Annotated in this window: 11 protein-coding genes; 7 read left to right on the top strand and 4 right to left on the bottom strand. The window is 49.5% G+C overall.

Translation table 11 applies throughout. The annotated features are described in order from the left end of the window. Position 1: 1 nt before the first annotated feature. The 3 genes from FPE01S_RS10815 to FPE01S_RS10830 all read left to right on the top strand — a co-directional run bounded on the left by FPE01S_RS10815 (position 2) and on the right by FPE01S_RS10830 (position 3,113). Entirely contained in the window at positions 2 to 1,363 is a 1,362-nt protein-coding gene (locus FPE01S_RS10815; RefSeq protein ID WP_046369030.1) for an FGGY-family carbohydrate kinase, read from the top strand. Positions 1,364 to 1,385: 22 nt separating this feature from the next. After that, positions 1,386 to 2,402 carry a class 1 fructose-bisphosphatase gene (fbp, locus tag FPE01S_RS10820; RefSeq protein WP_046369031.1) on the top strand — a complete coding sequence of 339 codons (1,017 nt, stop codon included), beginning with the start codon at positions 1,386 to 1,388 and terminating at the stop codon, positions 2,400 to 2,402. Positions 2,403 to 2,744: 342 nt separating this feature from the next. Beyond that, the gene (locus tag FPE01S_RS10830) at positions 2,745 to 3,113 is read left to right on the top strand and encodes a DUF1304 domain-containing protein (RefSeq protein ID WP_046369033.1); all 369 of its coding nucleotides are present in this window, start codon (positions 2,745 to 2,747) and stop codon (positions 3,111 to 3,113) included. 88 nt (positions 3,114 to 3,201) lie between these two features. Here the strand turns inward: FPE01S_RS10830 and FPE01S_RS10835 are convergent, their stop codons facing one another. After that, complete coding sequence (locus FPE01S_RS10835) at positions 3,202 to 3,675, bottom strand: hypothetical protein (RefSeq protein WP_046369034.1); 474 nt, start codon at positions 3,673 to 3,675, stop codon at positions 3,202 to 3,204. 84 nt (positions 3,676 to 3,759) lie between these two features. On the opposite strand from FPE01S_RS10835, the gene FPE01S_RS10840 reads away from it, so the two are divergent. Next, the gene (locus tag FPE01S_RS10840) at positions 3,760 to 4,485 is read left to right on the top strand and encodes a peptidase associated/transthyretin-like domain-containing protein (protein ID WP_046369035.1); all 726 of its coding nucleotides are present in this window, start codon (positions 3,760 to 3,762) and stop codon (positions 4,483 to 4,485) included. Positions 4,486 to 4,505: 20 nt separating this feature from the next. Here the strand turns inward: FPE01S_RS10840 and FPE01S_RS10845 are convergent, their stop codons facing one another. After that, positions 4,506 to 6,440 (bottom strand): oleate hydratase, encoded by a 1,935-nt coding sequence (locus FPE01S_RS10845; protein ID WP_046369036.1) that lies wholly within the window; start codon positions 6,438 to 6,440, stop codon positions 4,506 to 4,508. Positions 6,441 to 6,663: 223 nt separating this feature from the next. Here FPE01S_RS10845 and FPE01S_RS24845 point away from each other — a divergent pair, with 223 nt between their 5' ends. After that, the gene (locus FPE01S_RS24845; RefSeq protein WP_083990233.1) at positions 6,664 to 10,266 is read left to right on the top strand and encodes a Kelch repeat-containing protein; all 3,603 of its coding nucleotides are present in this window, start codon (positions 6,664 to 6,666) and stop codon (positions 10,264 to 10,266) included. Positions 10,267 to 10,537: 271 nt separating this feature from the next. Here the strand turns inward: FPE01S_RS24845 and FPE01S_RS10860 are convergent, their stop codons facing one another. Continuing rightward, entirely contained in the window at positions 10,538 to 11,359 is an 822-nt protein-coding gene (locus FPE01S_RS10860) for an alpha/beta fold hydrolase (RefSeq protein WP_046369038.1), read from the bottom strand. A 40-nt stretch (positions 11,360 to 11,399) separates the two neighbouring features. After that, complete coding sequence (locus FPE01S_RS10865) at positions 11,400 to 11,786, bottom strand: winged helix-turn-helix transcriptional regulator (RefSeq protein ID WP_046369039.1); 387 nt, start codon at positions 11,784 to 11,786, stop codon at positions 11,400 to 11,402. A gap of 129 nt (positions 11,787 to 11,915) precedes the next feature. Between FPE01S_RS10865 and FPE01S_RS10870 the strand changes: the two genes are divergently transcribed. Beyond that, positions 11,916 to 12,698, top strand: coding sequence for an SDR family oxidoreductase (locus tag FPE01S_RS10870; RefSeq protein WP_046369040.1), 783 nt, complete (start codon positions 11,916 to 11,918; stop codon positions 12,696 to 12,698). A 16-nt stretch (positions 12,699 to 12,714) separates the two neighbouring features. After that, positions 12,715 to 13,038 (top strand): nuclear transport factor 2-like protein, encoded by a 324-nt coding sequence (locus FPE01S_RS10875; RefSeq protein ID WP_046369041.1) that lies wholly within the window; start codon positions 12,715 to 12,717, stop codon positions 13,036 to 13,038. Positions 13,039 to 13,055 lie beyond the last annotated feature (17 nt).

Consider the following 13,055-nt stretch of genomic DNA (forward strand, 5'->3'; position numbering starts at 1 on the left):
TATGCGTGCCGTGGAGAATGTAGTGGCGGTTTTTGATATCGGGAAAACGAACAAAAAACTGCTGGTTTTTAATGAAGACTATGAACCTGTTCTGGAAGAGAGCAGCCAGTTTGCAGAGACTGCAGATGAAGATGGATTTTCCTGTGATGATATAGCGGCGATCGGAAACTGGGTGAAGGAAAGCATGCGCCGGCTGATCCACTCCTCTGCATTCCGGTTGAAAGCAGTGAATTTTTCTACCTATGGTGCCTCGCTGGTGCATGTCGATCAGCAGGGGAAACGGGTTACACCGTTGTACAATTACCTGAAAGATTATCCCGCGGAGCTCCTGGAGCAATTCCTGGCTACCTACGGCGGGGCTGAACAGATCGGCACTTCCACCGCAACACCATTTACCGGCCATCTCAATACCGGCCTGCAGTTGTACTGGCTGAAGCACCGGCGGCCGGAACTGTTTGCACAGATCAGCCGCACCCTGCACTTTCCGCAATACCTCAGTTATCTGCTGACGGGAGAAAACTATGCGGAACTCACGAACCTTGGTTGTCATTCCGGGTTATGGGATTTCAGGAAGAAACAATATCACCCCTGGCTGCAGGCGGAAAGGATACTGCATAAACTCGCGCGGGTGACCAGTGGCAGTGAAGTAAGTGTTGTGGCGGTTGATGGCGTTTCGGTACAGGTTGGCCGTGGCCTGCACGACAGTTCAGCTGCACTGGTGCCTTACCTGCGGCAGTTCAGTGATCCCTTCACCGTTATTTCCACGGGTACCTGGTCGATCAGCCTGAATCCATTTAATCCTGAATTGCCCAATGCACAGGAACTGGCGCAGGGCTGTTTAAGCTACCTGTCGTATAAGGGGGATCCGGTAAAGGCTTCCATGTTGTTTGCCGGTAATGATCATGACCAGCAGGTGAAACGGATTGCGGCTCATTTCCTGGTGGATGCGGCCTTTTACCAGCAGCTGCCATACCAGCCCGGCGAAACATCCGGTGAAAGTGAGCGGCAGCAATATTACTATAACGGTGGTGTACAGCCGAGTGTTTTTGGCAGTCGTGATTTATCCTCGTTTTCCGATGTTACTGCTGCCTATCGCTGCCTCCTGCAGGATATCATTGCACAGCAGGTGATCAGTACCCGCCAGGTGCTGGGTAATGTCCGGATCCAACGCATCCTGGTGGATGGCGGTTTTGGCCGTAACGAGTGGTTTATGCGTCTCCTGGGCGCTGCATTACCCGACAAAGAAGTGATGGCCGCCTCCATGCTACAAGGTACAGCCATGGGCACGGCGATGGCCATTCATGACCATTGGAATACGAAACCGTTGCCTGACAATGCCATTAAGCTGAAGCGTATCAGTTAAACCGGCCCCCAAATATGTAACCATGGAACAATCCAGAATTGCGCTGCCTATCGGTAGTACGCTTGACCGTTTCCTGAAGAAGAGTGTCACCGGGACGGGCAATTTTGCCGGGGGACTACAGCAGGTACTGCTTGATATCGCACTGGCGTCTAAAGTCGTTAGGCGGGAAGTCAATAAGGCAGGACTGGTAGACATCAATGGCCTGAATGGCCTGGAAAATGCCGGCGGCGAACAGCAAAAGACACTCGATATGCTGGCGCATATCCGTTTCAGCCGCGCGCTGTTGAAAGGCGGCGAGGTTTGCGCACTGGTTTCGGAAGAAGCGCCGGAGCCTGAAATTTTGAACCGCGTGGGTGCTTATGTTGTCGCGATGGATCCGCTGGATGGTTCGGGTAACATAGATGTGAACCTGCCAATCGGGACGATCTTTTCCATCTACCGGCGCGGCACATCCGAAAACATGGATCCTGCAGCGGCTGATCTGTTGCAGGATGGTCGTCAGCAGGTTGCAGCAGGATATATCCTTTACGGCGTTTCTACGATGTTTGTCTTCAGTATGGGCAATGGCGTACAGGGGTTTACCTATGAACCGTCATTGGGGGAGTTCTTTCTGTCGCATCCCGATATCCGGATCCCGGAAGACCCGGCTTATTATTCTGTCAACGAAAGCCTGGCCGATAATTTTCAGCCGGGTATTCAACAGTTTATTCAGTACTGTCGGGAACGGCGTTTCAATGCCAGGTATGCCGGCTCGCTGGTAGCTGATTTTCACCGCAATCTCCTGAAAGGCGGCGTATATCTTTATCCCGACACGGATCATTATCCAAAAGGAAAATTGCGTCTATTGTATGAATGCCGTCCGCTGGCGTACCTGGTGGAGCAGGCGGGCGGGGCAGCAACAGATGGAAGGATGGATCTGCTGGATGTGCTTCCTCAAAGCATTCATCAGCGTTCGCCACTGATCATTGGTTCACCGGAACTGGTAAAGCATGCGACCGCCTGGGCAGGTAAACCAGTAATCCTGCGGGGGATTTATTAAGGCAGGCTGTGTAATTTTTCCACTGGCTGCCCGGCAACATCAGTGTTTACAGGCCTTATCGGGAGGCACGCCTTTTGATTATATATTATTGTGCGATGTTTCTGATCATCCCGGCAACCATTGCGGTGTTTGAGAATGCATCTGACAAGTCGCACCTGTAAATAGCAGACAGCCATGTGGTGCCCTATCGTTGACGATTCCGCTGGGGCAGCAAGGTGCCTTGCTATATTGAAGGGACAAACAGGAAATTTCGGTTTGTCCTTTTTTTGTAGGGTAGGCTTATCCGATGGGGACTTTTTCACGAGGATTTCGCAATATCTTACATGGATAAAAGCGCAATGCATGATAGCCTACTTCGCGAAAATTATGGTGGCCCTGATCGCACTGGAACACCTGTTTATTCTTTATATGGAAATGTTTGCCTGGGAAACTGTCGGCAGGAAAGTTTTCCGGGGAGCATTACCCGATGAGATGTTTCGTCCCACCCGGGTGCTCGCGGCGAACCAGGGCCTGTACAACGGGTTCCTGGTGGCAGGCCTGGTATGGAGCCTGCTGATTGATGATCCGTTGTGGCAACGAAAGGTGGCACTGTTTTTCCTTGGTTGCATTATTGTGGCCGGTGTATATGGTGCCGTCAGCGCCTCCCGCCGGATCTTTTTTACCCAGGCATTACCGGCGATTATTGGGTTTATTTTGGCATATGCTGCATAAGTAAAAAGTATTGTCCTTCCTGACGCTCGCCGTCGCCGGAAAAAAGAAAATGCAGGCTATTTGTTTCAGGATAAGCAGTCGGTTGCCGTTAACAGATTGATTCGATGGTCATCACACGACCATTGAAGGTCAATTGATCCCCTGGTTTTTTATTGATTATTGTTTTTGCCAATGGTGCGTGTGGCGAAAGAAACAGGATAGGCTGGCCATCGACCGTTTGTTTGCCCAGACCGGCACTCAGAAAAAAGAAAAGTGCGCCACTGCATTGCAGCAAGGCACCTGGCGTGACAATTTGGTGAACTGCATCAGTGTTCAGGCTGTTGAACTCACTTAATTCTTTCAAGTGACCTGCCAGCTGCCGCGCGAACATCTCCTTGTTGAGTTGCCCCATTGCCCTGGCGGTTTCATATTTATCTCCTGCAGAACTTTTTTCTTCTGCATTGGCTGCTTCCTGGGCACTGTCCATCGCCTGCCGCGCAGTGGCGATCCTGCTTTCAATAGTCTCCCGGCAGAACCGGGAAAGTCTTTTCTTCAGTGCAATCATATCGGCATTTGGAGTCATATCAGGCAATGTTAAGATTATTGCTCCGAAACAAATGAATTGTGTAATTTTCTCCGGAAAGGCATCTGATTAAAAACCTTGTTCATGAAGTTGAGCATACCGAAGCCCTGTAGCCAGTCCTGGAGCGATATGCATCCTGTTGATGATGGCCGTTTCTGTGTCCAATGCAATAAGATAGTGACTGACTTTACCTCCCTGTCTGATGAGGAGTTGTTGAATCATTTCAAAAAAGTGAAGGGGCAGGTCTGCGGGCGCCTCCGGGATGATCAGTTGAATACACCTTTAATTCCGAATGTTTCTGGCAGTTCTTTTGGCAGGCGCATTTCCGGATATTTCTGGGGAATACTGCTGGCAGCGGGTTTGCCGCAACTGGTGTCGGGAAAACCGGCCCTCAGGGCATCCGAGGCACAACCGTTTGTCCGACCGGCAGCATCACCGGGCGATACAACAAGGATCATAGGCGGACAAATCATGGATGATAAGGGACAAGGTGTTCCTTACTCGCTTGTCCGCATAACGGGTACAACGCTTAGTGCCATGGCTGACAGCAGCGGTAGATTTGCCCTGAAGATTCCAATGGATAAAATTCCGTTTTGCCAGACACTGGAAATCTCCGCAGTGGGATTCAGCCCTTGCAGCCATTCCCTGCCGGAAACCAATGCGTACCTGGAAATTCGTCTCGATGCTGTCTGCTCAAATCAGGCGACTGTCAGCGCGCCAGTATACAATCAGGAACTATGCGGTAGCATAGGTGGCATTTACATCAGCCGTCCAACATTCTGGCAGCGCGTACGGAACCTGTTCCAGTAAGCGCCGGTTGCCTTCAGGGGTTACAAATTTTTAATCCAGTGCTGCAACTTGCCAAACTGTTCCATCAGGAAAGATTCGTGTTCTTCACCGGTATCGCTTTTGGGCGGAAGTATATGTTCATAATAGGAACCCTTCAGCAATCTCCTTAATAGTCCTTCACCGGGAAAGGGTTTGTTGTCGTTCAGCGATTTCGTTGCTTTCAGCAGATGGCGGATATCATATTGCAGCGGGTTGATATCGGGCACCTGCTTGTTGATGTTCAGCAGTTCATATACCGCAATACGGCCTGTTCTTACCGAACTTTCCATCGTAAACACCACATCATTGTTGGTTTCTACAAATTGACCTACAAGTCCCAGGTTTTTGCAACCTTCGGGCACCACCCTTGGGCGGTCGCCCTTGGCCCTGGGCATGAACATCGACGTGATATAGGGCAGGTAGGAAGAACGGACAATGGTGTTGGCGATCACATTATCCAGCTGATCAATGATGCCCAGGTGATAACACAATTCTGCAAGAATCTCATTGCCCGTACAGAGCGGCATGGGCTTTTTGACATGGTTGCCTTCCTTGTCCATATACAGGGCATATACCCAGACTACGAGGATGTCATCAGGCTGCGTGGGGAAATGCGGCTGCCGGTTGCAGGTGAAGCTCATCAACCAGTTGGAATCCGTGATGGTGATGATGCCACCGGTAACCGTTTTTCCGGAATAGGGATCATTCACCGACAGCGCTTTCAGTTTTTCTACAAAAGCTGACGGTTTACAGGTAAGGGTAGCCGATTCCCATCCGGATTTCTCAATATTGCTGCAAAACTTTTCCGGCCTTCCGAAGATGGGCGATTTGGCTGCGAGATTTTTCCAGAGCTTCCAGCCGGAGCTTTGTCCGCTGTTGCTGTTGTCGATAGCAATGACCGGCGCCGTAGTATTGTTGCCATAAAACGTATCCTCTGTCATGGAGCCGGTGGTCACAATGACAAAATCACCTTTGGCTATAGGGATCGATGTTTCCTTTCCATCTTTTTCAATGATGATGGATTGCACCATTTTGCCGTCGGTATTGCTGTGCAGGCCCAGGTCTTTGACCAGTGTATTGAGGTCAATCTTTACGCCCTTGCTTTGCAGGTAATTGCGGAGGGGAACCACGAAATTATCATACTGGTTGTATTTGGGGAATACCAGGCAGGAGAAGTCCTTCATGCCGTCAATGGCATGCAGGAAGCGGTGCATATAGAGTTTCAGTTCGAGAAGACTGTGCCAGTTCTCAAAGGCAAACATGGTACGCCAGAGAAACCAGAAGTTGCTGTTGAGAAAAGATTCGCCAAAATAGTTTTCGATGGTGTGATCGTCGAGGTCTTCTTTTTTCTTCAGCAACAATTTGATAATGTCCAGCTGGTCTTTTTTGGTGAGGCCGAACTGGCTGAAGTCCTTTACCTGTCCCTGTTTGTGAAGCAATCTTGATTTGGAAAAATTGGGATCGTTATCATTCACCAGCCGGTACTCATCCAGTACGCTATAGGGTGCAGGAAGTTCCATGGCGGGTATATCCTGGAACAGGTCCCACAGGTTTTCATAAGTGAAATCCATTTCACGTCCGCCTCGTACGATATAGCCGTCTTTCGGATTCCCGGCTCCATCGAGGGAGCCGCCTTCGATATGCAGCTGGTCGAGGAACAGGATGTTTTCTCCCGGGATATGGCCATCGCGGATAAAATAATAGGCGGCGGACATGCCGGCGATGCCGCTGCCCACGATATAGACCTTGCTGTTTTTGTAGTTGTTCGGGGGGATGCCCTTGCTCCGCTGGTAGTTGCCGATCTGGTCGGAAAAGGGGAGGGTTTTGTCGGGTGTGTTCAGTTGTACTTCTTTGCTGGAATCTGGCTCGTGATCCATTTTGCCATAGGCTGACGCATTGTCGAGCAGCTTGTTGAATTTTGAAGTGATCTCGTTCATGGAAGCGATTTTGGTGATGGATGATGATTTGCTTCAGTGCACAAAATTCCATCAACAAGCCAAACGCATGATTGTTTTTATGTATTTGTGTTTTAATTCCTTGCTGCGGAAATCTACCCAACTACCACCTTTCCTACACATTCATGTAGGTAGTAAAAGTGAAAATGCTGAGTACTTTTCGGATGACCGGCTGAACAGTTGACAACCTTCAAAATGAATCGTCATGTTCCGGAAAGTATTCCTGTCACTACTTTGTTGTAGTGTTACCGCCATGGGCATATCCCAAACAATTACCAGCAGCAGCAAATGGATCTACAAAAAAGGGGAGACCTACAATTCCATCGCCCCAAGGCATTTCGGGCCGAAGGGCGTGCCCGATATCATCAACCAGCCCGGGTCGCGGAAAAGCGCCATGGTATGGCGGGATGCTTCCGGTAATCCATGGGTCATGGGTGGTCGGTCACGGGTTTATTTCAATTATCATATCTACTTCAATGACCTCTGGAAATATGATAAGGCCACGGACGACTGGACCTGGATGAAGGGTGACAACCGCATGGACGGTATCGGCTTCACCGGACTGATGGGAGTGCCTGGTCCAGACAACAATCCGATTTCGAGGGACAAGGCAGCAACCTGGACCGACAATCATGGGAATTTCTGGTTGTATGGTGGATTTGGCATGTCACGCGCCGAATTCGAAAGTCACAAGCATATGCCCCGGAACGATCTCTGGAAATTCAACCCGGTAACCAACGAATGGACCTGGGTCAAAGGGGTGCCGAATACCTATCATTTCATGCTGGTCACTCCGGTTTATGGTACACGAGGGGTAGCGCATAATCTCAACGAGCCGGGTGGGCGGTTTGGTGCTGCTACCTGGACGGATGCATCCGGGAAACTCTGGTTGTTCGGCGGTAATACGGAGAATCCGGCAGCCGGAACACCGAGTGAACTGTACAACGATCTCTGGATGTTTGATCCTGAGACGCAAAACTGGACATGGATGAAAGGGGCCGCCTCAACTGATGCTGCCGGCAGCTACGGATCCTTCGGCGTGGCGGCAGCGTCCAATACACCCGGGGCCAGGAGCAGCGCCATGTCGTGGACAGATGGTGAAAGTTTGTGGTTGATGGGCGGATATGGATTCGATGGTTCGGGCAGTGGCACAAAGGGATATCTGAACGATTTATGGCGATATGATATCAGTACGGGCATGTGGACATGGATCAAGGGCGGCAATTCGGTGGAATCACTGGCAATCTATGGCCTGCGGGGTATTGAGGGTCCCACCACCCGTCCCGGCAGCAGGAGAGACGCGGTAGCCATCACAGATGATGACGGGAATTTCTGGCTTTTTGGTGGCTTTGGGCATACGGGTTCCGGTGAAGCAGGGCACCTGAATGACCTCTGGAAATACAATCGCGTCAGCAACCGATGGACCTGGATCAGCGGAAGCAACCTGACCAACCAGTTGGGTAACTACGGGATCAGGTGGGATGGTGATGAAGATAATGTTCCGGGCGGAAGAATGGAAGCCTGTGGTTGGGCGGATAACGATGGGAAACTATGGATCATGAGCGGAAGCGGCTATGATCAGAAAGGATATAACGGCGATATCAATGACCTGATGATGTTCGATCCGACGAACGGTGAATGGACATGGGTGAATGGTTATTTCCTGACCAACCTGTTGTCTTATTCCCTGACTGATGGAAGTGCTGATATTATGAATACACCGGGTGCAAGAATGGGTTCCTCCGGGTGGACAGACACTGATGGCAATTTATGGTTATTGGGAGGCCGTGGGGGCGATTTCAATACTTATGGCTCGTACAGTGTCATGAACGACTTGTGGGTGTTTAGTCCTGTTACCAACAACTGGATTTTCAGGGGAGGAGGTAAACTGGCAAATGACGAAGGTGATTACGGCGTGATGGGTGTGCCTGCCGCTTCCAACTTCCCCAGGGCAAGGGCAGAGGCGGCCAGCTGGAAAGACAGGTCAGGCAAATTCTGGTTATTCGGTGGTGAAGCTAGTGGAGACTATGGCAGGGCAAAGCTGGATGATATCTGGCGTTTCGATCCGACTACAGGGCTGTGGACCTGGATGGATGGGCGCACCGGGATTAATAACGCGCCGGTTTTCGGTACGCGTGGAGTTCCGCATCCCGCCAATTCACCGGGTGGCAGAAGTTACACGGCTAAATGGTCTGATGCAGCAGGGAATTTATGGGTCTTCGGCGGCACGGATCATAGTGGGATGCACGGCGGTGGTAGTTACAGTGACCTTTGGAAATATGATATTACAACTGGCAACTGGACCTGGATGACTGGCCCGAATACCCTCGATGTGCCCGGTGTTTTCGGAACAATGGGTGTTGCTGCGACAACAAACAATCCGCCACCACGGGAAGGCGGTACCACCTGGACCGACAATGACGGCAAGCTCTGGCTGATGGGTGGTGATGGTCTTGGATTCGCTAATTTCCTGCACGACATGTGGTGTTATGATCCTGCTACCAATCTCTGGACATGGGTGAAGGGAACCAGTGAACGTTTTGTGAATCCAGAGTACGGAACAATTGATGTGCCCGACCCGGCGGACTTTCCCGGAGGAAGAATCGGCGCTTTAACCTGGACGGACGCGAATGGCGATCTCATTTTGTATGGCGGATTTATTTACGATGGGGGACAAGGTTGGAATTTTCTCAGCGATCTCTGGAAATATAACAAGGTTACGAATATCTGGACCTGGATTAAAGGAGACAATGAAGTGCAGGTGTTCGGCGACTACCTGGGTCAACATGGTGTAACTGTTGAAAAGCCCGGAGGTAGGGCTTATGCAACCACCTGGAAAGATAACCTGGGCGCATTGTGGTTTTTCGGCGGACAGGGGTATACTTCCAATGAAGGTCCATTGGGTACCAATGACATGTGGCGATTAACGCCGGCAGACCTGCTGACCTGTTACCGGGACAATGACGGCGATGGGCATGGCGATGCAGCCAGAACCAGCGAAGGGTATAGTTGTCCTGCCGGATATGTGTCCAGCAACGATGACTGTAATGATAACAACAATACGATCTACCCCGGAGCGGTTGAGATCTGTGGCAATGGAATAGATGAGAACTGCAGCGGTAAAACTGATGATGATCCCTGTATGATCACGCCGGAAATGCTGTTGCCGGTCGTGAGGGTGCCGGAAGCTGTTGCCCAGGCGGTTCTTACCGTTACACTCAACCGGACAAGTGACAAAGACGTGATGGTGGAATTTATCACGATAGACGGCAGTGCCCTGAGTAAGAAGGTAAATGGTCAGCCTGCGGATTACGAAGCGACATTCGGGAAGTTGCAGATCAAAGCCGGCAGCTCTTCAGGCAAGATTGTTATTCCAGTATATAAGGATGGAGTTAAAGAGGCCGAGGAATATTTTAAAGTGTTGTTCAGCAACCCGCAGCATGTGAAGTTGAAGACGGATATCGTTGAGGTGTTTATTGTTGACGATGGTGCGGGGCAAAAGAATGCTGCAGGTGTAACAAGCCAGGTGGGTGTGGCAAAAGAAGCTTCAGAAAAAGGGAATGACAATTTGTTTGAAGTGATGATATCGCCTAATCCGAGCAATAATATGTTTACGGTACAATTGCGGGGTAATAATCAAGAGCCGATGTCAGTGCAGGTGTTTGATGTAAATGGAAAATTGAAGGAGAAGCTGGCAGTTGCTGCAAATAGTGTGATTCAGGTGGGAGGGTTGTATCCTGCTGGGGTCTATGTTATTAATGTTGTGCAGGGGAAAGAACAACGGGTGGTAAAGGTGGTGAAGCAGTAAAGGAATTACCTGGGAGGGAGTGGTGATTTAATCTTTTGCAGCGCTCTGTTTGCTTCAGCTAGTTTTCTCGCAGCACTTTCTGTTTTATTTGACAAAATTAAATAGTTTCTGCTCTCCAGATTTTTTCACGCAGGCTGCAGTGCAAAAGCCTTGCAGCCCAGGGTGACTGATTGTTCGTAAAGTATCTTTTCCTGTTCCCTGCTTTTCATCGAATACTTATTGACAACATTTGGGCAGGCGCTGCCTGCCCAAATGTTGTGATGTATTATTTTCAGGATTGAATAAATGCCAGGAGATCTTTATTAATGGTCTCTGCTTCTGTTACCGGCATTCCGTGTGGAAAACCAGGGTAAGATATGAGTTTGCCATTCTTCAATAATTTGACGGCTTTCCTGGCTGTCAGTTCAAACGGAACTATCTGATCATCTTCGCCATGCATTACCAGTACAGGAAGATCAACAGCTTTCAGGTCTTCATTAAAATCGGTTTCGGAAAATACTTTGATACAATCATAATGAGCTTTGATGGCACCCATCATGCCCTGCCGCCACCAATTGTCCCGCACACCCTGCGATTCTTTTGATCCTTCCCGGTTATAGCCAAAAAAAGGAATGGTAAACTCTTTGAAGTATTCGGATCTCCTGGTGGCTGTGTTCACCCGGATATTGTCAAATACTTCCCTTGGCACACCTTCGGGGTTGCCGGCTGTTTTTACCATTAAGGGCGTAATAGCACTGATGAGCACGGCCTTTGCTACCCGGCCTTTCCCATGCCTGGCTACATAGCGGATCACTTCACCGCCCCCGGTAGAGTGGCCTACATGTATAGCGTCTTTCAGGTCAAGTGCTTTTGTCAGCTCTGCCACATCTGCCGCATAAGTATCCATGTCGTGTCCATCAGCTGTTTGCGAAGAGCGGCCATGACCTCTCCGGTCATGCGCAATGACCCGGTAACCTTTGCTCAGGAAAAACAACATCTGTGTGTCCCAGTCGTCTGCCGACAGCGGCCACCCGTGGTGAAACACGATGGGTTGACCGCTTCCCCAGTCTTTGTAATAGATTTCTGTACCATCTTTCACTGTAATGCTGTTCATGATTTTGGTTTTTGTGTTGAAGAAATTTTATTGCTTGCTATTAGTACCCGTCCCGATTTGCTTCGGGCAACTTTGTTTCATTATTCAGGATAAGGTCACGTAACCTGGTTTCGTTTTCATCAGCCCATTTACCCAAAGCTCCAATGAGCGGGATGATTGTTTTTCCAAAAGCAGTCAGTGAATATTCCACTTTGGGCGGAACGACCGCGTAAACTTTCTTCCTGATCAGGTCGTGCGCTTCAAGTTCATTTAACTGTACTGTCAAGACCCTCCGTGAAGCGCCCGGGATTTTTCTGTGCAATTCACTTGGGCGTTTATGCCCTTCGCTGATAAACCAAAGTAACCGGATCTTCCATTTTCCATACAAAACCTCACCGATCAGGTCAAGACCGCAATTCAGGTTCAAAGGAATTTTTCTTTCGCGCATCCTATAAAATTAACCTATGTTCCTCTAAATGCAATATGGGACAAATTTAGCCCTATGCAATTCGATCATCCCTTATTGTTAAAGCTGCTCATACGTTTGAATTTCGCAGTATCATTTTAAAACGAACGTATGAATTACAACAATGAGTTACAGGGAAAAATAGCCCTGGTATCCGGAGGTACAAAGGGAGCAGGAAAAGCTATTGCAGAAAGGTTGCTGCATGCCGGCGCAACGGTGATCGTGACTGCGAGGAACACACCTGCTGATCTGGCCACGGGCCTGCAATTTATTCCCGCAGATTTGAGTACGGAATCAGGGACGCAAAAAGTGGTGGATGAAGTCTTGTCTGCGCATAAAAAAATTGACATCCTGGTAAACAACCTGGGAGCGTCGGAAACCCCCGGCGGTGGCTTTGCGGTGTTAACCGGTCAGGACTGGGAAAAAGCGCTGCAAACGAATTTATTGGCACCAGTAAGGCTGGACAGGGCATTTCTACCGGGAATGCTGGAACAGCAAAATGGGGTGATCATTCACATTGCTTCTATCCAGGGGCGTCTTCCCCTGCATGATGCAACGCTACCATATGCGGCCGCCAAGGCCGGGCTGATCAACTACAGCAAAGGACTGTCTAAAGAGGTGGCTGCGAAAGGGGTACGGGTGTTGACGGTTTCTCCCGGATGGATCAGGACAGATAATGTAAAAACATTTTTGGAACGGATTGCCCGGAATGCCAATAGTTCTATCGAAGAAGCGCAACAAAGCGTTATGGATGCTTTGGGAGGAATACCCTTCGGAAGGCCCGCAGAGCCTGAAGAGGTGGCTGAGCTGGTTGGCTTCCTGGTTTCTCCCAGGGCAAAATATCTGACAGGAACAGAATTCGTTATCGATGGCGGCACTATTCCTACAATTTGAAAATCAATAAACAATCATGAACTTACCTAAAGTATTAGCTGACCTCGTGACAGCACAGAACGAATTTAACAGTGTAGCTTATGCGAACTGTTTCTCAGAAACAGCCGAAGTGTTTGATGAGGGGAAAACGCATTCCGGAAGGAAAGCAATCGAAGTTTGGATCGATGATTCAAATAAAAAGTATCAATCTGTCATGGAGCCTCTTTCCATAACGCACGATGGTAGTACCAGCATTTTGTCTGCAAAGTGTTCAGGAAAGTTTGAGGGAAGTCCGTTAGTGCTGCAGTTTCATTTTGATATTGAAGACGGACTGATTCAAAGATTGAGGGTGACGGGGTAGTGGTATTGGTTCGGTTT

Source organism: Flavihumibacter petaseus NBRC 106054 (assembly GCF_000974785.1).
In the GTDB taxonomy this organism is placed as follows: domain Bacteria; phylum Bacteroidota; class Bacteroidia; order Chitinophagales; family Chitinophagaceae; genus Flavihumibacter; species Flavihumibacter petaseus.

Bases quoted from the DNA above. Each gene is read 5' to 3' on its own strand.
- FPE01S_RS10875 (WP_046369041.1), top strand. From the start codon at position 12,715: ATGAACTTACCTAAAGTATTAGCTGACCTCGTGACAGCACAGAACGAA.
- FPE01S_RS10870 (WP_046369040.1), top strand. From the start codon at position 11,916: ATGAATTACAACAATGAGTTACAGGGAAAAATAGCCCTGGTATCCGGA.
- FPE01S_RS10830 (WP_046369033.1), top strand. From the start codon at position 2,745: ATGATAGCCTACTTCGCGAAAATTATGGTGGCCCTGATCGCACTGGAA.
- FPE01S_RS10815 (WP_046369030.1), top strand. From the start codon at position 2: ATGCGTGCCGTGGAGAATGTAGTGGCGGTTTTTGATATCGGGAAAACG.
- fbp (WP_046369031.1), top strand. From the start codon at position 1,386: ATGGAACAATCCAGAATTGCGCTGCCTATCGGTAGTACGCTTGACCGT.
- FPE01S_RS10840 (WP_046369035.1), top strand. From the start codon at position 3,760: ATGAAGTTGAGCATACCGAAGCCCTGTAGCCAGTCCTGGAGCGATATG.
- FPE01S_RS10860 (WP_046369038.1), bottom strand. From the start codon at position 11,359: ATGAACAGCATTACAGTGAAAGATGGTACAGAAATCTATTACAAAGAC.
- FPE01S_RS10865 (WP_046369039.1), bottom strand. From the start codon at position 11,786: ATGCGCGAAAGAAAAATTCCTTTGAACCTGAATTGCGGTCTTGACCTG.
- FPE01S_RS24845 (WP_083990233.1), top strand. From the start codon at position 6,664: ATGTTCCGGAAAGTATTCCTGTCACTACTTTGTTGTAGTGTTACCGCC.
- FPE01S_RS10845 (WP_046369036.1), bottom strand. From the start codon at position 6,440: ATGAACGAGATCACTTCAAAATTCAACAAGCTGCTCGACAATGCGTCA.
- FPE01S_RS10835 (WP_046369034.1), bottom strand. From the start codon at position 3,675: ATGACTCCAAATGCCGATATGATTGCACTGAAGAAAAGACTTTCCCGG.